Annotated in this window: 19 protein-coding genes; 12 read left to right on the plus strand and 7 right to left on the minus strand. The window is 46.7% G+C overall.

Annotation, left to right across the window (positions count from 1 at the left end):
• The first annotated feature begins 5 nt into the window (after window positions 1–5).
• From GJB61_RS26880 to GJB61_RS26900, 5 genes are all read left to right on the plus strand, one after another.
• The gene (locus GJB61_RS26880; protein ID WP_154122124.1) at window positions 6–1061 is read left to right on the plus strand and encodes a glycosyltransferase family 2 protein; all 1056 of its coding nucleotides are present in this window, start codon (window positions 6–8) and stop codon (window positions 1059–1061) included.
• Between the two features lie 29 nt (window positions 1062–1090).
• A complete protein-coding gene (locus tag GJB61_RS26885) occupies window positions 1091–2215 on the plus strand; it encodes a polysaccharide pyruvyl transferase family protein (RefSeq protein ID WP_154122125.1) in 1125 nt (374 codons plus the stop codon).
• Window positions 2190–3737 carry an MATE family efflux transporter gene (locus tag GJB61_RS26890; protein WP_154122126.1) on the plus strand — a complete coding sequence of 516 codons (1548 nt, stop codon included), beginning with the start codon at window positions 2190–2192 and terminating at the stop codon, window positions 3735–3737. Before GJB61_RS26885 ends, GJB61_RS26890 begins: the two co-directional genes overlap by 26 nt.
• A 37-nt stretch (window positions 3738–3774) precedes the next feature.
• Entirely contained in the window at window positions 3775–5085 is a 1311-nt protein-coding gene (locus GJB61_RS26895) for a glycosyltransferase family 2 protein (RefSeq protein ID WP_154122127.1), read from the plus strand.
• A gap of 288 nt (window positions 5086–5373) precedes the next feature.
• Window positions 5374–9537, plus strand: a complete 4164-nt coding sequence (locus GJB61_RS26900; RefSeq protein ID WP_154122128.1) for a S8 family serine peptidase — start codon at window positions 5374–5376, stop codon at window positions 9535–9537.
• Between the two features lie 79 nt (window positions 9538–9616).
• Here the strand turns inward: GJB61_RS26900 and GJB61_RS26905 are convergent, their stop codons facing one another.
• Window positions 9617–10702 carry a threonine aldolase family protein gene (locus tag GJB61_RS26905; protein WP_154122129.1) on the minus strand — a complete coding sequence of 362 codons (1086 nt, stop codon included), beginning with the start codon at window positions 10700–10702 and terminating at the stop codon, window positions 9617–9619.
• 191 nt (window positions 10703–10893) lie between these two features.
• On the opposite strand from GJB61_RS26905, the gene udk reads away from it, so the two are divergent.
• The 7 genes from udk (at window position 10894) to GJB61_RS26940 (ending at window position 18610) form a co-directional block, all read left to right on the plus strand.
• A complete protein-coding gene (gene udk / locus GJB61_RS26910) occupies window positions 10894–11529 on the plus strand; it encodes a uridine kinase (protein WP_154122130.1) in 636 nt (211 codons plus the stop codon).
• Between the two features lie 356 nt (window positions 11530–11885).
• Window positions 11886–12785, plus strand: coding sequence for a carbohydrate ABC transporter permease (locus GJB61_RS26915; RefSeq protein ID WP_338116150.1), 900 nt, complete (start codon window positions 11886–11888; stop codon window positions 12783–12785).
• The gene (locus GJB61_RS26920) at window positions 12782–13660 is read left to right on the plus strand and encodes a carbohydrate ABC transporter permease (RefSeq protein WP_154122131.1); all 879 of its coding nucleotides are present in this window, start codon (window positions 12782–12784) and stop codon (window positions 13658–13660) included. The genes GJB61_RS26915 and GJB61_RS26920 overlap by 4 nt, the downstream gene beginning before the upstream one ends.
• A gap of 58 nt (window positions 13661–13718) precedes the next feature.
• Window positions 13719–15104 (plus strand): ABC transporter substrate-binding protein, encoded by a 1386-nt coding sequence (locus GJB61_RS26925; RefSeq protein WP_154122132.1) that lies wholly within the window; start codon window positions 13719–13721, stop codon window positions 15102–15104.
• Between the two features lie 146 nt (window positions 15105–15250).
• Window positions 15251–16240 carry a LacI family DNA-binding transcriptional regulator gene (locus GJB61_RS26930; RefSeq protein WP_154122133.1) on the plus strand — a complete coding sequence of 330 codons (990 nt, stop codon included), beginning with the start codon at window positions 15251–15253 and terminating at the stop codon, window positions 16238–16240.
• A 44-nt stretch (window positions 16241–16284) separates the two neighbouring features.
• Window positions 16285–17298 (plus strand): N-acetylglucosamine kinase, encoded by a 1014-nt coding sequence (locus tag GJB61_RS26935; RefSeq protein ID WP_154122134.1) that lies wholly within the window; start codon window positions 16285–16287, stop codon window positions 17296–17298.
• Window positions 17288–18610 (plus strand): 6-phospho-beta-glucosidase, encoded by a 1323-nt coding sequence (locus tag GJB61_RS26940; protein WP_154122135.1) that lies wholly within the window; start codon window positions 17288–17290, stop codon window positions 18608–18610. Before GJB61_RS26935 ends, GJB61_RS26940 begins: the two co-directional genes overlap by 11 nt.
• Window positions 18611–18727: 117 nt before the next feature.
• On the opposite strand, the gene GJB61_RS26945 is transcribed toward GJB61_RS26940, so the two are convergent.
• The 6 genes from GJB61_RS26945 to GJB61_RS26970 all read right to left on the minus strand — a co-directional run bounded on the left by GJB61_RS26945 (window position 18728) and on the right by GJB61_RS26970 (window position 26830).
• On the minus strand, window positions 18728–20086 hold the full coding sequence (locus GJB61_RS26945) for a transposase (protein WP_154122136.1): 1359 nt from the start codon (window positions 20084–20086) through the stop codon (window positions 18728–18730).
• Window positions 20087–20453: 367 nt separating this feature from the next.
• Window positions 20454–21299, minus strand: coding sequence for a MurR/RpiR family transcriptional regulator (locus tag GJB61_RS26950; protein ID WP_154122137.1), 846 nt, complete (start codon window positions 21297–21299; stop codon window positions 20454–20456).
• A 105-nt stretch (window positions 21300–21404) separates the two neighbouring features.
• The gene (locus tag GJB61_RS26955) at window positions 21405–22847 is read right to left on the minus strand and encodes a PTS transporter subunit EIIC (RefSeq protein WP_154122217.1); all 1443 of its coding nucleotides are present in this window, start codon (window positions 22845–22847) and stop codon (window positions 21405–21407) included.
• A gap of 35 nt (window positions 22848–22882) precedes the next feature.
• A complete protein-coding gene (gene murQ / locus GJB61_RS26960; RefSeq protein WP_154122138.1) occupies window positions 22883–23776 on the minus strand; it encodes an N-acetylmuramic acid 6-phosphate etherase in 894 nt (297 codons plus the stop codon).
• Between the two features lie 234 nt (window positions 23777–24010).
• Window positions 24011–25402, minus strand: coding sequence for an MATE family efflux transporter (locus GJB61_RS26965; RefSeq protein WP_154122139.1), 1392 nt, complete (start codon window positions 25400–25402; stop codon window positions 24011–24013).
• A 36-nt stretch (window positions 25403–25438) separates the two neighbouring features.
• On the minus strand, window positions 25439–26830 hold the full coding sequence (locus tag GJB61_RS26970; RefSeq protein ID WP_154122140.1) for an MATE family efflux transporter: 1392 nt from the start codon (window positions 26828–26830) through the stop codon (window positions 25439–25441).
• Between the last annotated feature and the right edge of the window lie 118 nt (window positions 26831–26948).

A 26948-nucleotide genomic window follows, 5' to 3' on the forward strand; every position in this document is an offset into this window, starting at 1 on the left:
CCCTAATGAGTCTAAGCATTGTGGTTCCTGTATACAACATCGAAAATTATGTTAAACCTATGTTGGATTCACTTCTGAATCAGAATGAGAAGCTATTCGAAATTGTGATCGTGGATGACGGTTCTACGGATCAGACGTACAACTTAGTGGCAGAGTTCATTTCGCAGCACCCGAGCCTTCGTTGCAGGATCATCAGAACTGACAATTATGGCGTGAGTGCGGCCCGGAATAACGGTTTAGCCGAATCAACCGGGACCTATGTGATGTTCCTGGATGGCGATGATTACATCGCTGATCATTTAGTGCAAACCATTTATCCCTATCTAAAGAAGCAAGAGCCCGATATTATCTGCTGGGGCTACAGTCTCGTAAGGGAAGACAATTCAACTATAGTAAGCTTTACTTCGCCTCCTAATGAAATGTCGGGGATTGCCGCCCTTGAGCATATATTTGTGAATAAAAGCTTGCGCATTTGGACGGGGAGCATCGCTTACAAGCGGACTTTCCTATTAGAGAATGAGATTAAGTATACGGAACGATGTGTGAACGGGGAAGATCAGGAGTTCATCTACAAGACATTGTCCAGAGCAGAGAAGGTCATTACTCTTGCTGAGGTGTTATCTTTTTATTTACAAAGAACCGCGTCTATTACCAATAGCTATAATGTCCAGAAATTCGACGTTGTGGCCGCCTTTAAGCGAGTGGATCAATATTTCAAAGCCCATTCCCACGGAGAATTAGAAACTTTCTCGAATTTATTGTTAAATCGCGAACTGACCGAGAACTACTTCTTTAATCTGAAGACCTGCCTATACGGAACTGAGGGCATAAGCATTCGTACTTTACTGCAGGATATTGAGCAGAAATACCCGGGTCTAAATGGGGAAATACAGCTCATTATGAAGCGTTACAGCGGAGACGATAAGCAGCTATCTATTCATATCAAGGCTTTCTTACTCTCACCACTTCTCTATCACAGATTAATTAACATGGACCGAAGCCTGCTTTATTTGAAAAGAAGAATAAAAACGGCGATTACGGTTCAAAAAAAACACGCTTAAGGGAATTGAACCAGAAAGGAGCTTGAGCCATGAAAAAAATGATGATATACGCCTATACCGAATTTAATCTGGGTGATGATTTATTCATTAAGGTCCTTTGTGAAAGATACCCGGATACACAATTTATAATTATGGCTCCCGGCAGGTATAAGCTCTCATTCAAGACCTTAAGCAACCTCAAGGTATATGCCACGGAATCCCTTATTCTACGGGGTATTAACTTCTTGTTCCGAAAAATAAAGATCCAGTATTTCGTGCAGAGATTTCTGGTGAACCAGTCTGACGGGATTGTACATATCGGCGGGTCCATTTTTATGCAAGGGGAGCATTGGGTGGAGTATCTGGAGAAAGCCGAAGGGCTCCGGAACAAAACCAAACCTTATTATCTGTTAGGTGCTAATTTTGGTCCCTATACAGATAACGAATATTACGATGAACACAAGAAGATTTTTCGGGAATACACTGATATTTGCTTTCGAGAACAAGTTTCCTATGATCTGTTTCAGGACCTAAGTAATGTTAGATTGGCTCCCGATATCATCTTTCAGCTAGACCCGCCCAAAGTTCAGCATGTAGAGGAGCAATACATCGTAATATCCGTGATTAAGCCATCGTCCAAGGGCTTGAGTGATTTTGACCAACTCTATTATGAAAAAATAAAAGAGATTACAATTCATTTCATCCAACAAGGCTATGCTGTTCATTTCATGTCATTTTGTGAGCATGAAGGAGATCAGGAGGCCATCGAACATATCGCCAATCTCATCCCTCAGGATGTTAGGAATAGAACCAAGGTGCATTTATATACAACGAATATCGAGGAAGTCCTGTCTGTGATCGCAGCGTCCTGCTTTGTGGTCGCCTCAAGGTTCCATGCTATGATTCTGGGTTGGGTATGTAATATCCCCGTCTTCCCCATTGCCTATAGCAAAAAAATGATCCATGTGATGAACGATGCCGACTTTAACGGTTTATATGCAGACTTCAATACTTTAGCGGCCTTGCAGCCGGAGCAGGTTTACGAGTGTATGCACACCAATGCCATCAATGTATCTCTGCAAGCCACCAACGCGGAGAGACATTTCGAGAAGCTGGACTTCTATTTATCACTTTCTAACAGGAGGAGTTATGAGAGCAAAACGGAGTATTCTTAACTTGTCCTTTGGTCTGGTGAGTCAGCTGATCACCATTCTCCTCGGTTTCTTCATTCCTAGACTGATCATGGTCAATTATGGCTCGGAAGCCAATGGATTAATCGCCTCCATAGGACAAATTATTAGTTATTTAGCACTGTTGGAGGCAGGTGTAGGGGCAGCTTCACTACAAGCCCTTTATAAACCGATTGCCGGGGATAACAAAGATAATATCAACTCTATTTTGGCGGCAACCTCAAGCTATTATAAGAGAACCGGTATTTATTATTTCTTTGCGGTAGTACTGCTCGCTGTCCTTTATCCGCTTATAGTCAACTCGGAGATTAGCGCATTTAGTATTATAGCTATCATTTTGCTGACCGGTATGGGCGGAGCCATCAACTATTATTTTCAAGGGAAATTCCGGATTCTACTCATCGCCGAAGGCAAAAGCTATGTGGAAACCGTGATCGTTACCGCCACCACTATTCTGAATAACGTTGTACGTATCATTTTATTAATGCAAGGCTTCAATATCATCGCTGTTCAGGCTTCCTTTTTCGTATTGACCTTGCTGCAAATCGTTGTGTTCTATTTCTATATGAAAAAGCATTACAAATGGATTAACCTGAAGCTCAAACCGGACTTTGCAGCGATCGGGCAGAAAAATTCAGTCATGATCCATGAAATATCCTACCTGGTGTTTAGAAATACCGACATGATCATCTTGACCTTCTTTACCAATCTGAAGATCGTCAGTATCTATGTCATGTACAATATGATCTTCACGATCGTGGATAACATCGTCCAGACCGTAAACGGCAGCGTGAAATCAGCGCTTGGACAAATCTATCATGAGAGTAAAACGGAATTCCTTAAATTCTATGATGCCTATGAGGTCTATTTTATGGGCCTGATCTTCTCTATCCTTACAGTCACTTATATTCTGATCATTCCGTTTATGCGATTGTACACAACTGGTGTAACTGATGTTAATTATATTGATTGGTGGTTACCGGTCCTATTCGTCACGATTAAATTGCTTACCAATGCCCGCACCTCTTCCAATAATGTCATAACCATTGCGGGGCATTTCAAGAAGACACAAACCCGCTCGATTCTGGAATCAGCCATTAACCTGAGCGCCTCACTCGTCTTTGTGGTGTTCATAGGTATTTATGGCGTATTGGTAGGCACCATTGTAGCTCTGCTCTACCGTTCCATCGATATTGTCATCTACGCTAGCAGAGTTCTGTTGAACCGTAGCCCTTGGGTTACTTTTCGCCGTTGGTTAACGAATGCCTTCATCTTTATTGGCATCATTCTGGTAACGACAGCGATGAACATCCACATCCATTCTTATGTGGGCATTATCCTCTGGGGGATGCTGTTAGGCATAGTCATCTTACCGGCCTATCTCCTTATCGCCTCCTTGCTGGAGAGAGAGGCATTCTTGTACTCCCTGGGCTATTTCAAAGCGTATAAAGATAAATTCAAAAGTAAATTCACCGCTGCTCCTAAAGTCAAAGGTTTATCGAAATAAAGCAAAGCTATCACTTAAAGGTACAGGAGGATTGTATATGGATCATAGTGAGCGTTTGCAGCAGACCTGTTACGAATTACTACAGCAACTCAATGACGATTTGAACAATTCGCGGCCCCAAGTGGTGGATTGCACTGAGGTCCTACATCGATGCCAGACCCTAATCCATAATGAAGCGAATCCACAGATCAAAGAAGTTCTAGCAACCTTGTCTGAGGTTATTGGAGCTTATTTTCAGGGGAGAATCGCGGAGAGCGCCCTACTGTACTATCTGTCAGAGCAGTTCAAGATCACAGACAAAGACATCCGGGTTTTGGCAAAAGGTCTCGTTGAATTACGAACCCTACCTGAAAATGGACTGCCGACGGCCAGTCCTTTAATCGCCTATCCCAAAATCAGCGTCATCATTACCACTTACAACCGCAAAGCTTTTCTCCATAAGGCCATAGAGAGCATTCTGCTTCAGGATTATCCCCACAAGGAGATCACCGTTATCGATGATTGTTCTACCGATGGCACGGATGTATTAATGAAGATTAGCTATGGGGATGAGCCGCGAGTCAATTACATGCGTAACGAAACCAATAGCGGTCCGGGCAATAATCGCCGAAAAGCCTTTGCGGCTCACGCTGACGGAGAATATATTCTTTTTCTGGACGATGATGACTATCTCATTGATATGAACTATTTAAGTAAAGCCGTAGAATTCCATCAGCATCATCCGGAAATATCCTTTGTGGCCGCTAATGTATTCCTGGAATATTCACAAAGCAAGCAGCTGAAAGTATCCAGTCTACAGCTTAGTGAGATTATTAGGAAACATGATTATTTCATGAATTTCGAACAAAAAGGCTATCCCAAACCCGCTTCCACGTTGACTACTATTTTCAAACGCGAAGCTTTAATACAAATGGACATTCTGAACATGAATATGGTGAATGACGCCTCCATTTATCTGCGCTCTCTCTTAATAGGAGATGCCGGTTTTATCGATGTCATTGCGGGGGTCTATCGAATCCATGGGAACAATATTACCTTTAATCTGAGTCAAGGCTTCTTGATCGAGAATCTCGAAGAAAAAATACTCATCAAAAATATGGCCATTGAACAATATGGCTACGGCAAGCAGGAAATGAACGAGTGGTTCAACCATAATGTGTATGATACCATTTCCTACTATTTGATGAATTCAGCTAAGACTCATACCGATTTTCAATACATGTACACTTGGGCCCATCATCATTGCCCCAATATCTATTATCAATTAAGAAGCGAGTTCCGGGTCAGATTTATGAAAAAGCAATTATTAAGAGTCTCCTTCGTTCGCTCTCTCCTAAACAGATCATAATATTTTTCTCTATTAGAACGGCACCCTCTTCGGTGCTGTTTTTAATATAAAACCTTATGATAGAAGAGTTTATACCTTACATAACCATCTATTCATATTTTTTGTAAATATTTTGAACTGGAATCTACCAATTTATTTTCATTTTTATATGGATTTTACATTTAACCAATGGTAAAATCTTCTTAATCTTTTTCCTACTAGCTTCGGTGGAATAATGGTAGATTCCTTGGGAAGGAGAATTCTACAACTATTGCACTAAACAGCTGAGAAGGAGTTTTTAAAAATCATATGCCGGAGGGGATTTTTTTGGAGTGGGGCAATCTATTACGTAAACTATCAATTCTTGCACTAGCCGTGGGAGTAACTAGCAGCGCAGTACCTGGAGGAGCTTCAGCAGCAAGCTCAGTACAACCGAAATTCACCAAGAGTGCATTATCACTGATACAACAACAGGAAACCTATATTTCGCCTCAGATCAATACGAAATCCACCAAGGACATTCGCGTTATCGTTCAATTAAGCGGACAACCGGCAGCTGTCGGCAAATATGCTGCCAAGCAAGGGATCTCTTCTCTGGCCTCTACAGCTACTGAAGCTGCAGCAAACAGCCAACAGACCGATGTGCTGCAGAAAGCCGCAACCGCTGGACTGGATCTCACAGTCAACTATAAGTACAACACAGTCCTAAATGGTTTCGAAGTTACGATTCCTGCGAATGAAATCCCCGAACTCGCTACAATAGCTGGAGTAACATCGATTTATGAGAACAGTACTTGGTTTCCTATTCCTATTGAGGAAGCGGATACTACACCCGTCGGAACTACAGCCAATGGCGAAGCTCCATTAAAGCAGATTGGTGCTAACTTGGCTTGGGAAGCAGGTTATACCGGAGCCGGCCTTAAAGTAGGCGTTATCGATACTGGGGTAGACTATAAGCATCCGGACATTGCCGCCGCATACAAGGGTGGCTATGATTCCTTCTATAATGACAATGATCCCTATGAAGAGGCTCCTGACGCTACAAAGGGTTTTGAGGGTACCTCTCATGGTACACATGTTTCTGGAACCATCATTGGACGAGCTACCAATCCAACCAGTGAAATTGTACAGAGGGGTGTAGCATACGGAGCGGATCTCTACGTTTATAAAGTGCTTGGCTATAATCCAGCCAACCCTGACTCTGCGTCTGGATCATCCGCACAGGTTATTGATGGCATCGAGCGCGCGATCAAAGATCATATGGATGTCATTAACCTTTCGCTTGGATCAGATGCAGAGAAAGATGTGAACTCTCCTGATGCCATCGCCATCAACAATGCAGTTCTATCAGGGGTGGTAGCGGTTATCGCAAACGGCAATGCCGGACCTGATTATTACACGCTCGGTTCGCCAGCTACTTCCCAGTTAGGAATCTCTGTTGGTGCAGTAACCAGCAAGATCGATAAATACTGGACGACTTTATCACCAACATTGCTCACCAAATCCAATGGAGAAACGGTCAGCAGCGTTACCTATGACACTTACAAAGTTAATATTATGGCTTGGGAGGCTACAACGGAAGAAGTGAATTTCACTAATCTTATCGGTGTTAACTCTCAGGATATTGTATATGTTGGATTAGGCGCTGACGAAGATTACACGAACAAGAACGTTACTAACAAAATCGTATTGGCTTCTCGCGGAACCCTGGCCTTCGATCTGAAGATCGCCAATGCCAAGAAATATAAGGCCAAAGCTCTCGTTATCTTTAACGGAAATGCGAAAAGCGATAATTCCAAAGAGGTTGATTTAGATAACAACATTCCCGGCCGCGACGATTATATTGACGTCGACTCGGGTGACAACTACGGTAATATCACTACCTTTGATATGAAGGGTACCGAAGGCCGCGCCTTGGCCAGAGCACTGGTTCAGAATAGCGGTACTCAATTGGAATCCACCTTCGGCGCAGAGTATAATCAAAGCCTCTTCCTTGGTGATACCCTGGCAGGCTTCAGTTCTGCCGGACCTAACGTAGACAGCAAACTGAGCATTAAACCAGACTTTGTTGCTCCAGGAGTAGGCATCCTGTCTACATGGCCTACCTATGGTAAATTTAACACGAACGCTAGTTACGACGAGGCCTATAAGCGGATTAGCGGAACCAGTATGGCCGCTCCTCATGTTGCTGGACTAGCACTCCTAATCAAACAGGCGCATCCGAATTGGACTCCCTTTGATATTCGTGCCGCTCTGGCGAACACAGCAGATGTTCTCCCTGGCGACGATAACGGCACTTATGATGTTTACCAACAGGGAGCTGGCCGTGTAAATGTAGCAAATGCTATTGATACAAATGCTTTATTACAATCGATTGAACCGATTACTATTCTAGACAAGAATTACAGCCCCACAAATGTAATCAACTATAACGATTCGGCCAACTTTGGTGTTATTGCACCGGGCGCTGCCGGAACAGAAAATCTGCAATTGAAGAATACTGGCAGTGCAGATTTAACCTATGCTGCGGCAATTGAATGGCATGGGGACACTCCTACTGGAATTACAGCTACTCTTGATCACAGCGTTGTTGCTGCTGCTGCGGGCAAGACTACACCTTTTATATTGAACTTGAATGTAGGTGAAGCTGCTGTAACAGGTTCCTCTTATGAAGGGCAAATCAACCTAACGGCGGTTGGTCAACCGACACTACATTTACCATTCTCTTTATATGTAGGAACAGAGTTGCCAGATAGCACAGTAGGTATTCAGGAGATTGCCTTGACTAACTCCATCATCCATCCCAAACTGGATACTCCTATTACGACCGATCTTAGCTATAAGCTAACGGCCGACAATGCGAATTATTACGAAATCGATCTCTATAACTTAAATGATGAGCTGATTGGCTTCATGGATATCGCAGAATCGGAAGGGGCTAGTTTCGAAACAGGAGTCTATAACTTCACGGGAATTGATGGCTCCTATTTCCCTTATGATGCTAAGGGCTACCCTGTGCTAGATAAGGAGGGCAACCCCGTTATAGCCCATCTTATTGATGGAATTTATAAAATAAATGTTTTTTATGCCCATATCACCCCTGCCAATAAGGTAACCAGTGCGTACAATGGGTTCACTTCTCTACGAGTAAGTAATGAAGCTACTCCTGCTGCTGGTGGCGGTAGTGGTGGCGGTAGCGGTGGCGGCGGTGGCGGTGGTTTGAGTCCTACACCAACAGCTTCTGCTACACCTGCACCAACAGTCAACAACTCCACCAGTTCTGTCATTGAACAAGGCTTCCAGCAAGCTCCCGTTGCGGCAGCTGCAGCCTCCAAAGACGGCGTCACTACAATCACTGTGACTGATAACGACCTGAAGGCAGCATTAGCTTCCGCTGCGAGCTCCAAGACAGCAGTTGTCATTACAGTTCCAACAATTAGTGACACTACAGCTAAACTTAGCCTTACTACAGATCAACTGAAACTGCTAGCAGCTATTCAACCGCAAAGCACGTTAATTATCAGTGTAGCCGGTTCCGCAGTTTCTCTGCCAGTCTCCTTGCTGGCTAACTTACCAGCCGGTACAGGTCTTGACCTGGTGATCAAAAAAGTTGCAGATCAAGCATCGAAATTCACTACCAGTGCTACAGGAGCAACTGTAGTTGGAACACCGGTATCCTTTGAGGCCAACTGGACTACAGCTTCCGGAAGCACAGCCTTGGAAATACCAAATGATGTCTTCATCAAACGATCCTTCACTATTCCGGGAGCCATTGAACCTAATACTACCGGTGTACTCTATGAAGAAGATGGAAAAATCACACCTGTCTCATCCGTATTCAAAGCACAGGCAGACGGAACGACCATTGTTACAGTCAACCGTCCTGGCTTCTCGGTATACGCTGCGGTAAGCCGCCCTGTAACCTTTACGGATATCGCTTCTTCAACGGCCGCTGCTGATATTACCGCGCTGGCCAACAAATTAATTATTGAAGGTACGTCAGCAACAACCTTCTCGCCGAAGAGCAATCTGACTCGTGCTGAGTTCACAGCATTGCTTGCCCGTTCACTTGGATTGCGTTCAGCTTCCACATCCAGCTTCACGGACGTGAAAGCATCCGACTGGTATGCGGCCGATGTAGCTGCTGCCTATGAAGCCGGATTGATTCTGGGAACAGGCAAGGGCAAATTCGCCCCTACTGCTAAAGTTACCCGCCAGGAACTTGCTGTTATTCTGGATCGAGCACTGAAATTGACGGGCGTTGAGCTCAAAGCCTCCAACCCATCCTTCAGTACCTATGCAGATGATGCCAAGATCGCCAGCTATGCTAAGGACAGTGTACACAGCTTGTCCGCTGCCGGCGTGATCAGCAGTAATGCAGGATTAAGTTTTAACCCTACAATAGCTGCTACTCGCGAAACGGTTGCTTCTGCACTTCGTCAATTGTTGAGCAAGACGGGTCTGATCGACTAATAAATTCTTATATTTGAACAAACAAACGCCCTTCCGCTTCCCAATTGGGAAATGGAAGGGCGTTTGTTATTTCAGCTTCTTATTTCAGCTTCTCATCCAGCAATTGGATTGCTTTCCTCAACAATTCCTTAGGAATCGCAGCATAGCTGTCACCCATATTCAGCTCACAGTAAGAGGATGCCTCGCCCGTTTCCCGTAATACTGGCACTAAGCCAATCCCCGTCTCCTCGTAAATAGCAGCCAGAATAGGCTCAAGCTCGCGCTTCGAACACTCAAAATGCACATGAAACATATTTGAGACAGGTTCCACAGGCAAGGTAGCAACAGCATGACACTGATTCATAAGTGCAGCAAGCTCCTTAGCAGCTTCATAATACTGTCCCATCTTATGTTCTCTTAAAGTGAAATAATAATCTGCGGTGAGGATGTACGGATACAAGCTAATTAAATCTCCACCATGACGACGTTTCCATATTTTTGATTTCTCTGTGAATTCCTTATTACCCGCCAGAATGGCTCCGGCAATTCCACCAATTCCTTTATAGAAGGAAATATACACACTATCAAAAAGCGCACAAATTTCTGCAGCAGACTTCCCATAATAGGGTAAAGTCTCAAAAAGTCTCGCCCCATCCAGATGCAGCATAATCCCTTGTTGACGGCAATACGCAGATATAGCTTCAAGCTCTGTGAAATCCGGAAGTTGCCCACCAATCTCACGCTGTGGCAGCTCAAGCAACAAGCAGGCAATCTCATCTTTCATATTCATGACATCAGCTAATGTAATCAGCTGGTTCTTGTCAGCGAGTAAAATAGGTTCAATACGATGCAGCTCCTTCAAGCCATCCTGTTCATGAATCTCTAGATGACATAAAGGATGATAAGCCACTTTCTTGGTGCCCTTTTGATCACACCATATTCTAAGAGCAACTTGCTGTGCCATCGTTCCACTTGGGAAGAATACTGCAGCTTCCTTTCCCAGAACCTTCGCCAACTTCGCTTGAAAATCCTCGATAAGTTTGCCCGTTCCATAGACATCACTTTCAGTATTTTCCTCCACACTTTCAAAGGCTTCCTTTAATACTTGAATATTTCTTTTGCCATTACCTGATACTCTATAAACAGTTCCATTAAATGCCTCTTGCAGTGACTTATTGCCGCTCATAAGACCCAACGCTCCCTTTAGCTACATTTAATTTCATTCTGGATAGAAAAAGTATATCATTTCTGCAACAAAAAGCAGATATTCATAAATTTAATGGATTGTTTCCTTGATCCAAGGTGAAATAATGTGACTGCTGTGCTACAATATTGGAATTGCAAAGGCAATCGCTTAGGGAGGTTTATTACAACACCATGCTTATTATTGGTATCGCCGGTGGGACCGGTTCCGGCAAGACGACGGTAGCTCGCTCCGTCATTAGCCGTCTTGGTTCAGACAAGGTAACATTTATATCTCAGGACAACTACTATAAGGACCATTCACACCTCAGCATGGACGAACGCGCATCCATCAATTACGATCACCCACTTGCCTTTGACACCGAACTGCTAATTGAGCACCTCAGCTGCCTAAAAAATGGTCAGTTGGCATACGCTCCGGTATATGACTTTACTGTCCATGCCCGTTCTACGGATCTTACGGTTGAGCTCAAGCCCAATAACATCGTTATTCTCGAAGGGCTGCATGTACTCTCTGATGAGAAATTGCGGGAGCACCTGAACATTAAAGTATTCGTTGATACTGACCCCGATGTGCGTATTCTCCGCCGGGTACTCCGGGACATCGAGGAACGTGGCCGTACGATCCGTTCAATCCACACGCAATATTTGACCACGGTAAAGCCGATGCACGAGGCGTTTATCGAGCCGTCGAAGAAATACGCTGATCTGATCATTCCTGAAGGTGGACAGAATCAGGTCGGAATAGAACTATTGTCCGTATTGACCGAGAAATACTTATCGGGCGATCAGCAGTGGACCAAAGCTTAAGCTAAAATTGTATAAAACAGGCTGTCCGAGATTTCTCGGCGGCTTTTTTTATTTTATTTAACGCTGCGTCATATGTTGCGCGACACAATACTTGACATATTCACCACAAAAAATTTCATATCAATTAAATTAATACAAAAAATTATAATTTCATGTCATATTACATGACAGAAAGCGCTTTATCTCATAAAATAACTATTGATTAATTTGGTGCCATCCTCTATGATAGTCATATCGGGTCGATTTGAAAATTAAAGCGTTTAAACTTTGTCGCTTATAATCCTACATAAAAGGCATGTCTACCGTATTTTTTAAAACAAAAGTTAAAGCGCTTATACTTTACTTGAGAGGTTGGTGTGTCCGTGAACCTTCGCGAAAGCCGGCGGCAGACTTTTTACATGTACATGTTCATTTCTCCTTGGATTATTGGCTTTCTAGCATTCGCCCTATATCCCATCTTGTCATCGTTGTATTTCAGCTTTACCGATTATGACATTATCCACCCGCCCAGGTTCATCGGATTAGCCAATTATACCGAGATGTTTCACAATGATTTATTTTGGAAATCGGTAACAGTCACCCTGCGTTATACCTTTATTAGTGTGCCGGTCCAATTGCTGTTGGCTCTCGGATTTGCCCTACTGCTCCACCAAACCATTCCACTCCGCGGCTTCTTCCGTACCGCTATGTATTTCCCAAGCATGGTGTCCGGCGTGGCCATGTCACTGCTATGGTATTGGATCTTCAACCCGCAGATTGGATTGTTTAATTACATTCTCTCCTGGTTCGGCATTCAAGGTCCAGCTTGGCTGATGAACCCGGACACTGCGCTGTATGCCCTGATTATCATGACCTTCTGGACAGCAGGCTCAGGCATGATTCTTTTTCTTGCAGGTCTGCAAAGCGTTCCAGCCAGTCTGATCGAAGCGGCTAACCTCGACGGGGCAGGTCGCTTCCGGATTTTCCTGAACATTACACTACCGATAATTTCGCCCGTGCTGCTCTTCCAGCTGATTATGGGCCTAATCGATTCCTTTCAGGTCTTTACCCAAGCGTTTGTCATGACCCAGGGCGGACCGAATTACTCCACCTGGTTCTATGTTTACAACCTGTACACTAGCGCCTTCAAGGAATACCGCGCAGGTTATTCGTCAGCCCTAGCCTGGGTGCTGCTAGTCGTCGTCATGTTGTTCACGGCCATCATTATGAAGCTATCGAAACGTTATGTTCACTACGAAGGAGGAGGCCACAAATGAGTATTCTCAAAGCCACCAGCTCTCGTCCTTCGGTTTCTAGACCTCGACCTAAAGTCGAACCGGTTAAGGTGTTCAGCTTCATTACTTTAGTTGTTACAACATTCCTGATGCTGCTGCCTTTGTTCTTCATGGTCTCCACCTCCCTGAAATCGAAGCGCGAGATGCTGAAATTCCCTCCAACTTTTTTGCCAGAGAGCTGGCAGTGGAGCAACTACAAGGACATTTTTGACACGCTGCAGTTTGGCACCATGTACATGAATAGTCTGATCATCGCTGGTTTGAGCGTCTTCGGCACGTTATTGTCCTCGGCGTTAGTCGCTTACGGCTTCGCCAGATATAGGGGCAAAGGCAATCAATTCTGGTTCATCCTGCTGCTGAGCACCATGATGCTGCCCTATCCGGCGATTATGATTCCGCAGTTTGTACTCTTTTCCAAAATGAACTGGATTGACACCTTCCTGCCCCTAGTCGTGCCCGCGTTCTTCGGATCAGCGTATAACATCTTTCTGCTGCGCCAATTCTTCACCACCTTGCCTGATGAACTGTTTGATGCCGGTCGGATTGACGGCTGCGGTGAGCTGCGAATGTGGCGCACGATTGCCCTCCCACTCTCCGGACCGGCACTCGCAACTGTCGCTATCTTTGCTTTTATATACAGCTGGAATGATCTGCTGACCCCCGTGCTTTACTTAAGCTCATCTGAGAAGTTTACACTTCCGGTTGGCATGGCGTCCCTTACCTCCTCGCGGTTTCGCATTCCGCCTTGGCATCTGCTGATGGTCGCATCCGTCTTGGCTATGGTTCCGATCGTCACCCTGTTCGCTGTCGCTCAGAAGCAGTTCGTAGAAGGTATTGTGCTCACAGGCATCAAGTAATGAACCACCGCTTACGTCTAGCGGCCGAATACACTTGAAATCATGGAGGAATGAGCGGATGAACAAGAATAGAAAGACTCTGGTAACTCTAATCGCAGCGACCACTCTTATTGTTACGACCTTGTCAGGCTGCAGCGGCGGGAAATCGGTGGGAAATATTGCAGGTGAAGCGAACGGTGGAACTGCTAATTCAGGCAGCAACAGCGAGCAGGTAACGATCACCCATTACACCATTGACTCCGAAGACCGCACATTTATCGAGAAGCTGATCCCGGAATTTGAGAAAGAGCACCCGAACATTAAGGTCAAAGTGGAAAAAGCCCCGTACGAGCAGTTTGACAGCAAGCTGCAGACCCTGATCGCCGGAGGCAAATCACCGGATGTGACCAGCCATTATGGCTACGGCGGATTTGCTGAATACTACAATAAAGATATGCTGTTTGATATGACCGATCTGATTAAGGAAGAAGGCTTCAAATCGTCGGACTATAACATTCCTGATGACCTGATGAAGATCTATACCGTAAAGGATCGTACCTACGGCATTCCAGTTAATATGTACGTTACCCTGATGCTGTATAACAAAGATATGTTCGATGCGGCACAATTGTCCTACCCGCCAAGCGATTATGAGGATAAGAATTGGACATTTGCTGCAATGGTCGAAGAAGCCAAGAAAATGACCGTAGTCTCCGATAATATCGCCAAAACACAATACGGTGTCGATTTCACTTGGGCAGAACGCGATATGCGGCCGTTGTATTTTGGAGCTGAGCCTTACTCCGAGGATACGTGGACTAACGGCGGTGTGCCCTCCGAGACCCATTTTGACTCTCCCGAAGTCATAGCCGCTTACCAGAAATTGTTTGATCTTATCTTCAAGGATAAGGTGTCTCCGAACTCTGAATGGAGCAAGAGTGTAGCGGGTCAGAATGGCGATCCTTTTGTCGCTGGCAAAATCGGCATGTCCATTGGTGGCTCCTGGAACCTGGCTGGCGCCAATGATTTTCCGTTCAAAATCGGCGTAGCCGCAGTGCCCTGGGGTGGCAATGATCAGGTGCGCAGTACGCTGTACGTCGATCCGCTGCTTATTCTGAAGGACTCCAAGCATCCGAAGGAAGCTTTTGAATGGATCAAATACCTGTTAACGACTGATGTCCAGGAGAAATCCATTGAACTGAGCGGCGGCAACCCTCCGGTCAACACCGAAGCGGCGGAAGTCTACTACAAACACTTTGAGGGCATTGATCCGGCAGATGTGAAAAAAGTGTACGAAGGTGCTATCAAATACGGCTATGAATCCTACAACCATTTGATCACCAACTACTCGCAAATTAATGACATGTTCATTAATGAGATGCAACCCGTCGAGACCGGACATAAGACGCTGGAAGAGGTCATGCCAGTAATTCAGAAGAAAGTAACCGAGATCATCAAACGATAATATACACAGAGGTTGTTGGATCGCATACCGTCCCTTAGGGGACGGTATTACCTGCTTGAAATCATACGTTTAGCGGACCCTCGGCCAACCCTGTATACTAAAGGTAGAATAGAAGTTCGGAAAATCTGCCGCAAGGAGCACTAGCGATGAAAGTGAGTATTTTTGATGTAGCCAAAAGATCTGGAATGTCCGTCGTTACCGTATCTCGGGTGCTAAACGGAGCTCCCTCGGTAAGAGAGAAGAACAGGCAGAAGGTTCTCGATGCGATGAAGGAACTGGATTATCGCCCGAATGCAGCTGCCCGCAGCCTGGCCAGCGGCAAGACCGGCATCATCGGTCTGATTGTCACGACACTGCAGGATTCCTTTTTTGATGCGGTGGTTAAAGAGCTGAATGAGGTGCTGGCCTTGCACGGATATTTTCTAGCTATATCCATATCCACAGGCATCGGTTCCGATGACAACCACTACCTTATTCAAGAGGATCGCGTGGACGGCTTGATCCTGCTCTCCCCAATGGAAGAAGACAATTATATTGTGGAATTAAAACGGCGGGGTATCCCCTACGTACTGATTGATAACCAGAAGCCTGAGAATGATACCTTCTCGGTCACGATAGACAATTTCAAAGGTGGGTACACGGCGGCCAGCCATCTATTGGAGCAGGGACACACCTCCATCGCCCATCTATGCGGACAGGAAATGTTCCGGAGTACGCGGGAGCGGCGCAGCGGATTCTTACAAGCGCTTCAGGAAAAGGAGCTGATCCCGTTTGAAATTGTGCACGGTGAGTTTGACATCGGAATGGGCTACAGCACCTGCAAACGCTGGCTGAAGCAGGGAACACTGCCGACCGCGGTATTTGCCGGTGATGACAACATTGCCTTGGGCGTTATTAACGCTTTGATGGAGGAAGGCATTCACGTGCCGGAACAAGTAGCCGTCGTCGGCTACGATGATTACTATATTGCTTCACAGCTTCATCCGCATCTGACCACTCTGCGCCAGCCTGCCGACAAGATCGCGCTCGCAGCCACGAATATGCTGCTTAGCCGCATCTCGGGCAAGATGAAGCGCGGGTCCAGCACACGGATTGACCCGGAACTTATCGTACGTGAATCTACCTCTACCAAGTAGAGCTATTACCTTTTTCATATTATATACATTAGGAGTGACGACCATTGACTTACTACTTGGGGATCGATGGGGGAGGAACCAAAACCTACGCTCTGCTGAGCGATGAATACGGCAATGTGCTTGGCACAGGCAGGAGCGGCAACGGCAACCACCAGACGGGTGGTGCTGAAGCCGCACACAGTATTCAGGAGGCTACGTTCGAGGCCTTAGCTGAAGCCGGACTCCAATTGGAGGACATCCAGCATGCCTACCTAGGACTTGCGGGTGCCGACCGTGAAGCGGATTATAACATTCTCCATCCGATGATACGCAAGATCGGGTTTACCCAATACACCATTAACTGTGACACCATCATCGGTCTGCGGGCCGGTACGAACCGTTCCTATGGTATCGCTCTCATCTGCGGCACAGGCACAAATGCAGCCGGTCGGAATCCACAGGGACAGCATTATCAATGCGGTGGTTTTGATTATATGTACGGCGATTTCGGCGGGGGCGGCTCCCTTAACATTGAAGTCTTCCGCTCGGTCATCCGCGCCTGGGATGGACGGGAGCAGCCCACCCTACTGACCGGACTGCTGCTGAAACTACTTGGTTATACGCGGGTTGATGTATTGTTCAACGATTTTCTCGATCATGGCAAACAAGTGCCCGTAGATGCTGCCCGCTTACTGTTCGAAGCGGCCGCCGAAGGTGATGCCGTAGCCCTGGAGATTCTGCAGCGACAAGGTGTGGAGCTGAGCAAGTCGGCAACGGCTGTTATACACAAACTAGGCATGGAGAAGGAAATCTTCGACGTAGTTCTGGCCGGAAGCCTGCTAACCCGAGGCGACCGTGGCTGGATTCGCCCACTGATCGAGCAGGCTGTACTTGCCGCCGCCCCTCAGGCAACGGTTGTTACCTTAACCACAGAGCCGGTAGTCGGTGCTGTATGGTCTGCCATGGAGTATGGTGGGATAAGTATTAGTGAAGAAGTATATGAGAAAATGCGGGTTTATCAGGATTTCGCAGCTATTAAACCAATGATTAAGACAGGAGTGATTGATCTTGACAACTAAACAAGGACTTAAGATTGCCGTCATCGGCGGAGGCTCTTCCTATACACCGGAATTGGTAGAGGGCTTCATTCTGCACTATAAGGAGCTCCCAGTTCGGGAGCTCTGGCTTGTCGATATTGAACCAGGACAACGCAAGCTGAATATTGTAGGTAATCTCGCTAAACGCATGGTGGAGAAATCGGGACTGCCGATTGAAATTCATCTGACGACCGACCGCCGCCAAGCCATTGCTGGTGCGGACTTCGTCAGTACACAGATCCGTGTAGGGATGCTGGATGCTCGTGCCCGTGACGAGTCTATCCCGCTCAAATATGGTGTTATCGGCCAAGAAACCACCGGTCCTGGTGGGATGATGAAGGCACTGCGCACGATTCCCGTAATCTTAGGTATCTGCCGCGATATCGAGGAGCTGGCCCCCAATGCTTGGCTGCTCAACTTCACCAATCCGGCAGGCATGGTCACCGAAGCAGTTCTGAGATATTCCACCGTAAAGAGCATCGGTCTGTGCAATGCTCCTATCGGTCTAATCAAGCAGGTATCGGCCAAATACAACGTCGCACCCGACCGCGTATATGCTGAATTTGTTGGCCTTAATCATCTGCACTGGATCACACGCATTGATGTTGAAGGTGAAGACAAGCTGGATGACATGCTGGCGGATACCACCAGCTATAGTGCCAAGAACGTTCCCGCTCGGGAGTGGAACCCCGAATTTCTGCAGTCTCTTCATGCCCTGCCTTCCTACTATTTGAAATATTTCTATATGACCGATGCCATGCTCGCAGAGCAGCTGGAAGCCTTCAAACAAGGCGAGAACCGGGCCGAGGTCGTCAAACGCGTGGAAGAAGAGCTGTTCGAGCTCTACAGTGATCCTGATTTGAAGGACAAACCGCAGCAGTTGGAGCAGCGCGGTGGTGCCTTTTACTCCGAGGCCGCAGTTAATCTGATGAGATCACTTTACAACGGCACGAACGATATCCAGACCCTCAATGTCGCCAACCGCGGCATCTTGGACTTTCTGCCTGACGATGCAAGCATTGAAGTCAACTGTGTGGTCACCAAGACCGGGCCCTTGGCCCTGCCGTTGACGAAGATCCCGCCTATGGCTAAGGGACTCATCCATGCCGTCAAAACTTACGAACAACTGGCAATTGACGCCGCTGTAACCGGCGACCGCAGTCTGGCCATCCAAGCCTTGGCCCATCATCCACTCGTCCCGTCCGTCGAGGTAGCAATTCTTATGCTGGATGAGATGCTGGAAGCCAATAAAGAGTATTTGCCGAATTTTTTCGGGCAAGTGGCTAGCGTTTAATTATTGATGATAGCATGAAATAAAAAGGAGCTGTCCCATAAGTAGATTTTCTATGACAGGAGACCGTTCTCTTCATTCTTAAAACCATAAAAAGCAAGCAAAGCAGCGATTCACCTGTTATTGGGGAATCGCTGCTTTGCGTTTTTGGTCATTGGTTGCTTGCTTCAGCAGATTGTGAGCAAGCGAAAGCCACCCGACCTGGGGCGTCACTTTCTCCATGCCGCGAAGCAGAAATCGCCGGAAGCCCCAGTTGCTCTTCAGTTGTCCAAACACACTCTCCGGTTCCGTCATTCTACGCACGGTCAAGGCGGGACCTTCCTCACTTCGTAGAATTTCCCGAGCCTGTTTCTGGTATCGCAGTTGTTCCAAACTAACGACCACTTCCCGATTCCCTGCCGCTTTTGTACACACTTCCCTCAGTGGACAACCTTCGCAACTTTCGCTGCGGTAATGACGTTTTCGAATTTCATATCCACTCTCTACGATTTCCTTGCTTTCTTTGCGGAAATGCAGCGTTTGTCCGGCTGGGCACATCCATGTATCCTCGGTTTCGGTGTACGTCCAGTTCTCAATCATTCCGACATTCTCTTTCCAAGCTTTACTCTTTTCTTTGTGATAGCTGCCGTATTTCACTACCGCCTGAATCTCTTTCTTTTCCAGATAGGCGTAGTTTTCTTCACTCCCATAGCCTGCATCTGGGTCTGTCTTGCTGAAGCTGTTCCGGTCACCGAGCAGTACTTGGTACTGTTCGTACTTCAACAGCCTGGGCAGCAAATCCTTGCGAAGCTTCCGAACGACTTTCTTCAGGAGCTTGTCTTTGGGTTTCTCTAATAACTGGGCTTCAAGCTTCTGTGTCACTTGTTCGAGTTTCTCACTGCTCAGCTCGGAAGACTCCCCGAGTTCAGGGAGGTCTCTTCCGAGGCACTCATGTTCTTCTTGGTCCTCTGCTGCTTCGATGTTCGCGAACAGGGCATGTACCTGTTCTTGCAATTTCACTTTATGCTTACTGACCGCTTTGCCCCAAACAAAGGTGTAGCGATTGGCGTTGGCCTCAATCTTAGTCCCGTCGATAAAGTAATGATCCAAAGAGATATATTTTTCGTCAGCCAGAAATTCGAGTACGGTGGTAAATACGGTTTGAAGGACGTCTTTCATCCGCTGGGAACGAAAACGGTTGATCGTGCGGAAGTCTGGACGTTGCCGTCCGGCCAGCCACATGAAGGGAATGTTTTCGCGTACCGCTTTGGCGATTTGTCGAGAGGAGTAGATGCGCTGTGTGTAGGCGTAGATGATGATTTTGGTGAGCATTTTGGGGTGGTAGCTGTCGCGGCCACCACCGGGATAGGCAGCGTCAAAGATGGCGTCGTCCAGCCGGTTAACGGCGGTATTGACGACACGAACGAGATGATTTTCTGGAATGTCGTCCTCTAAATCCATTGGCAAGCAAAGTGGGTCCATGGTATATTGAATGTACAAAAGAAACCTCTCCTTGATTTAAAATGGTTGGTCGCACTTCCATTTTACCAAAGAAAGGTTTCTTTTTTTATGATTTTTAGAAGGATTGTAGATACGATTCCCGCTTAAACAGCGGAGCGGACGGAACGATTGTGGAAAAGCGATAGCGTTCGCCTTGGTCTCCGGATTTTCACCGCTAAGGGGAATGAAAAAAATCTGGAGACCACAGCGATTGGAACAACGGTCCGTTCGCGGAGCGTCCTCACAAGCGCAACCGTCTATCTGACTCCAAAAAAAGAGCTGCCCCAAGCAGCCATTTCATGGCTTATGGGACAGCCTCTTTTTGAATATTATAGATTCTTGAGTAGCCGCGAAATCAACTGCAGGCTTATTTCAGAAATGAAATCGCCTGATGAGTCCGTCCCAGCTTGGCAATGGTTTCCTCATATTGGGTAGAAGCATAAGCAAAGAATAAGATATCAATCACCACCAGCTGAGCCAACCGAGAACTGGTTGCTCCACTTCGCAGCGTAGCTTCCGGTGCCAGCGGTGTATACAGCATCATATCCGCCAATTCAGATATCTTGTGGCTGCCAAATCGGGATAGACCAATGGACCGGACTCCATATTGCTTCGCCACTCGAAACAGCTGAACTACCTCTCTGGTGTTCCCGCTGTAAGAGACACCCATAAATAGCGCCTGAGGCGGAGCACTTGCCAGCGCCGCAGCGATGACATGCTCGTCCTGCAAGGCGAATGCCTGTTTACCGAGACGCAGCCACTTCTGAGCAGCATCGGCGGCCACGATTGCCGAAGCTCCGACACCATACATATAAATCACCGAGGCTTCGTCAAAGCTCCGCACCACTTGCTCGATCATCTCTGGCTGTACATGCAGCATGGTATCTTGAATCGCCTGCAGGCTGTTCGAGACCGTTTTGCGAATGACATTAGGCACTGTTTCTTCCGGCTCGATATCGTAATAACCTGGCATTTGCGGTTTGGCATTATCGACAGAGAGGCGGACCTTTAAATCCGGGAACCCCGTCAATCCAAGCGAACGGCACAGCCGGGTAATCGCAGCTGCACTCGTCCCCGCCTTCTCGGCGAGCGCATGAATGCTCAGCTTGGAGACTTCCTCAGGCTCGTCCAACATATAGCTGGCTGCCTTGCGCTCCGATTCCGGCAGCTGTGTCAGCATACTCTTCATTTGCACCACGATGCTTCCCGTCATTTCAATCCCCCTTCTCCATGCAAAAACGGGCGGTTAATCCCCGCCCGTTCTGACAGATAAGATTAGGCGGTGTGTTACAGGAACCTACCTAATCCGTAGCAGTTATTATTCTTCTTTATTATGCTCCACAAGCATCTGTTTTGTAAAACCGAAGAAGTAGGTTAGCACAAATCCGGCGATATAAGAGATCACTAATCCTGACAAGTACACTAGCACCGTAGCCCCAAAACCCATTGGACCCTTAAGAAGAGGAATCAAGACTAGTCCCGATGGGCCTATCGCCACAGTTCCGACAAACCGCTCCGTCATGGCGAACAGACCCAATAAGGCTCCACCAAAGCCACCGCCAAGGCAGGCCGTGATAAACGGTCGTCCGAGAGGCAAGCTTACTCCGTAAATCAGTGGCTCACCAATCCCAAGAAACCCAACCGGCAGCGCTCCCTTAATCATATTACGCAATCTTGAATTATGATTCAGCTTAACATAGATGGCAATAGCCGACCCAACCTGACCTGCTCCCGCCATCGCCAGAATGGGAAGCAGCGCCGTATATCCGACCTGGGTGATTAATTCTGCGTGAATAGGAATGAGCGCCTGATGTAGGCCGAACATGACCAGCGGCAGGAATAATGAGGCAAGCACGAACCCTGCCAAAGGACCACCATGTGCTAACAGCCAGATGGTAACGTCACCGATTCCTTGAGATATGATGCCGCTTACCGGCATTAAGAAGAATACCGTCAATAGACCCACGACAAGGAGCGAAAGTGTCGGTGTAACAATAATATCAATAGCAGCCGGAACCCGTTTACGAAGGTATTTCTCCAGAACCGACAGCAGTCCTGCCGCCAGAATCGCGCCAATAATCCCGCCCTGTCCTGCGTTCAGTTTAATCTCACCGAAGAAAGGATAGATATAAGAAATATTAGCCACCGCCGGGGCAACAATGATCGCAGCGACCGCTCCGCCGAGCGATGGTGTTCCACCAAATTCCTTGGCCGCATTAATACCGGCAAAAATCGTTAGATAACCGAAAAAGGCGGAGCCGATAACCCCAAGGATAGGCTGCAGGGTAACCACCCAATCCGCGGCATTCCCCGATGTAATCAGATTGTTCAGCAGTCCGGCAATCCCATTAATAATCCCTGCACCGACAAGGGCCGGAATCAGCGGGATAAAGATATTACCAATTTTACGCAAAAAGTTTTTAAATGGCGTGTTATTTTTCTTTTTCAATTCAGACTTGATATCAGTACTTTCCTGAATCTTCGTCCCTTCGCCCGAATCATTCACAGACCCTCTTTGGATCAGCTTCCCGAATTCTTCTGCCACCTTGCTAACGACACCCGGCCCGAGAATGATTTGATAGGTCTCGTCATCTACTACGCCGAGTACTCCCTCTACCTTCTTCAAACCAACCTCATCAATCTGGCCATGGTCTTTAATCGAGACACGCAGTCTAGTCATGCAATTCGTGAATTCTCCAACATTCCCGGTCCCACCAATAGAATTCAGGATCTCTTGGGCCATTACTTCATATTTGTTCATCATCTTAGCCTCCTGTGCTCACGTTTTGGAATTACTTACGCTTGTTGTACTGCCGGCCCGATAAAGCCTTTGCTTAGCTCCAATTTCTCTTGGGCTTCCGTATACGTACAGCCTGTCAGAATCATCAGAATAGCCAGCTTTGGCTTGCGCCCCGCCAATTCTAGGGTTGTCTCTGCCGTTGAGAGGTCACAAGAAGTCGCTTCCATAATAATCCGCTTGGCCCGTTCGACCAATTTCTCATTCGAGAGCTGAACATCAACCATTAAATTTCCATAGACCTTGCCGAGTCCAATCATCGCCGCTGTGGACAGCATGTTACACACCAGTTTCTGTGAGGTACCCGCCTTCAATCGGGTGGATCCGGTCAGCACTTCAGGCCCATTTTCAATTTCAATGCTGATGTCCGCCTTGTGGCTGATTTCCGCATCTTTGTTGCAGCTGATGCTGATCGTCACCGCTCCCAAGCTTCTTGCATAGCCAAGACCCCCGATCACATACGGTGTTCTTCCGCTGGCAGCAATTCCAACAACAGCATCTTTCGCCGTAAGATTAATGCTCTGTAAATCGGCAACTCCCAGTTCTTCCCGATCCTCTGCACCTTCCACCGCTTTGATAAAAGCATTGCTCCCGCCAGCAATCAGGCCCACAACCATCTCCGGAGAGGTTCCAAAAGTAGGAGGACATTCAACCGCATCCAGCAGTCCAATCCGCCCACTCGTACCGGCTCCCATATAAATAAGACGTCCTCCCTGGCGCAGTGACTCCGTAATGGCCGTAACCGCTTGCGCAATATTAGGGATTTGTTCTTTAACCGCCCCAGCTACTTTGGCATCCTCTTCATTCATCACGGTAAGCAGCTCCGTAACACTCATCTGATCCAAATGCATCGTGCGTTGATTTCTTCTTTCGGTCGTCAGGTTCTCTAACATATTGAAAAACTCCTTTGTTGTAATAAATTCTCTATACTCGTATTGTAGTGGTTTTGATATAATATTTCAACATATATTTATTTTTTTAAAATATTATATCATTACATGACGTGTCATATCACATAGTGATTGCTGTGTTTTAGATATCCTTAACCAAAGGCGCGCCAAAAAAACAGGCCAGCCAGAAATTCTGGCTGACCTGTTTATATAAGAAGGATGGTCAATTCAACAAGTTTAAATAACCTTGTGCTGAACCCACTTTTCCCCCCAGAAACGACGGAGGAAAATAGCGCCCCTGATTCCCCATTCGCAATTCATCGCTAACCAGACACCCAAGATGCCCATGTTAAGGACAATCCCCAGAATATACCCCAGCACTACGCGAAACAGCCACATAGACAGCATGGACACGATCGACGTAAACTTGGCATCTCCCGCCGCTCTAAGCGCCGAGGGTGTAATGAAGCTTACGGCCCACAGTGGGATTTGAGCTAACGTATTGATGAGCAGGATTAGGAAGATATCTCCCACAATGTCATCCGGTGGATGAAACAACGACACGAGCGGATAGAAAAAAGGCAAAACGAGTAGGCCCATAAAGACAAAAGAAGCTGAAGCCAACACGAGAAAGGATTTGGTGAATTTCCGGGCATCCTTAACATTTCTTTGTCCCATACATTGACCCACAACCGTGATCACTGTCAAAGACAGCGCATTGGCGGGAATTTGCATCACCCCAGCCAAGGAAGAGAGAATCGCATTAGTTGCAATAGCATAAGTACCTAAGCTAACAATGAAGATTTGGGTTAGGATTTTGCCACCATTAAAGAACATTTGCTCAGCCGCAAACGGTAAGCCGATAAACATTATTCTTTTGAGCATGGACCAGTTCAGCACCAGCATATCTCGGAGCCTTACTTGCAGATTGTTGTCCAGCCGCAGCAGATAAAAGATCGCGCAGCCCGCAGCCAAATATCTGGAGACATTTGCAGAAATTGCCATACCCAGCACACTCATATGCAAAACATTAATAAAGATGACGTTTAACAGCACATAAGTCAGATTCATAATCAGAGACAGCATCAGCGATGCTTTCATTCTCCCGATTCCACGCAGGGCACCACATACCGCCTCTACGACAGCTATACCCAGATAGGACAAGCAGCTCCCGATCAGATACGTTCGGGCATGAACCATGACATCCGGAGAAGCCGCTCCAAACAACAGATTTAATAACGAATTATGAAACACAATCCCGAATACACCGATGCAAATGGCCAGCAGCGAAACCGAGGATACGGTACCTGCGGTGGCTTTGGATACCATGGGATTGTTGCCACTGCCTTTGTACTGAGCTACAACAACTGTTCCACCTGTCGACACGGCAATAAACACACTTATGAGAAAAATATTCAGCGAGTCTATCATATTCACCGCGCTGATAGCCGCTACTCCGGATGAGCTAATCATAGCCGTATTCACGAGATTTAAGCCCACCAGAAACGCTTGATCAATTAAAAGAGGTATAAACAGCGCGATAATCTGGTGATAATCAATGGATTCTCCAGAAAAATATTTTTCAAGAAAACGTTGGCTCTGTTTAATATTTAAATTTGGCTCTAGCATACCTTCACTTCTTTATGTTTGACTTTGTCGTAATATTTAAATCAGACGATGCTGATACCATTTCTCGCCCAGGAAACGTTTGAAGAAGATTGCTCCCCTAATGCCCCATTCACAGTTCATCGCCAGCCACACTCCCAGGAGGCCCATATCCAGAACAATACCCAATACATATCCGAGCACTACGCGGAAGAGCCACATGGACAACATGGAGACCATCGAAGTGAACTTGGAATCCCCAGCCGCCCTGAGTCCTGAAGGCATAATGAAACTGAGGGACCAAAGCGGGATTTGGGAAAGCGCATTGATGAGTACAATCGTGAAGATCTCACCCACAATCTCCGCAGGCGGATGAAACAACGAAAGAATGGGATGAAACAAGGGCATAATCAGCAACGTCATCAGCACGAACGAAGCCGAGGACAGCAGCAGAAACGACTTAACGAACTTCCGCGCATCCTTGATATTCCGCCTTCCCATACATTGACCAACAACCGTAATCAGCGTCAACGAGAGCGCACCGGCAGGGACCTGCATGAGTCCGGCAAAAGTTGAAGCAATCGCATTGGCGGCAATTGCATATGTACCGAGACTGACAATGAAAATTTGGGTCAGAATTTTACCCCCATTGAAGAAAACCTGCTCCGCAGCAAAGGGCACACCGATAAACATTATTTTTTTGAGCATCGCTATTTTAATCATAAATAGATCGCGAAGGCGGATATGCAAGCTGGCGTCTAGACGGAACAAGTAATACAGAGCGCATATTGCACCCAAATACCGGGCCACATTTATCGAGATAGTCATGCCCAGCACACCCATATGCAGCAGTGTAATAAACACGATATTCAACACGACATAGGCCAAATTCATAATCAGTGACAGCATAAGCGACGCTCGGGTTCTGCCAATCCCACGCAGAGCACCGCATACCGCCTGAACCACGGCAATCCCCAGATAGGAAACTGAGCTCCCAATCAGATACGTCCGAGCATTGTCCATAACCTCCGGTGAAGCGGCTCCGAACAGCAGACTCAGCAGTGGATTATGAAATAATATCCCTATCAAACCGATGGCCAAAGCGATCAAAGATACGGAAGACACTGCCCCGGCAGTTGCATTGGATACCATAAGATCATTGCCGCTGCCCTTATACTGGGCTACAACCACTGTCCCCCCCGTTGCCACCGCGACAAATATACTAATCATAAAAATATTAAGCGAATCAATCATATTCACTGCACTGATCGCCGCCACGCCGGACGAGCTGATCATAGCCGTATTCACAAGATTCAGTCCCACTATAAAGGCCTGGTCGACCAAAATCGGGATAAAAAGCGCAACAATCTCACGGTAGTCCATAGATTCCCCAGAGAAATGTTTATTCAGAAAACGGCTGCTAGGCTTCACTTTTGCAATAACAGGCTCCATCTATATTCACTTCTTCTACATTGGATTTTGATGCATGAAAGAATAGCCATATAAACAGAAAAAGACCCTTCGGGCTAAAGAGCGACAGAAGAGCTTACCTTGCAAATATCAAATTGCG

Source organism: Paenibacillus monticola (genome assembly GCF_009664975.1).
Lineage (GTDB): Bacteria > Bacillota > Bacilli > Paenibacillales > Paenibacillaceae > Paenibacillus_AQ > Paenibacillus_AQ monticola.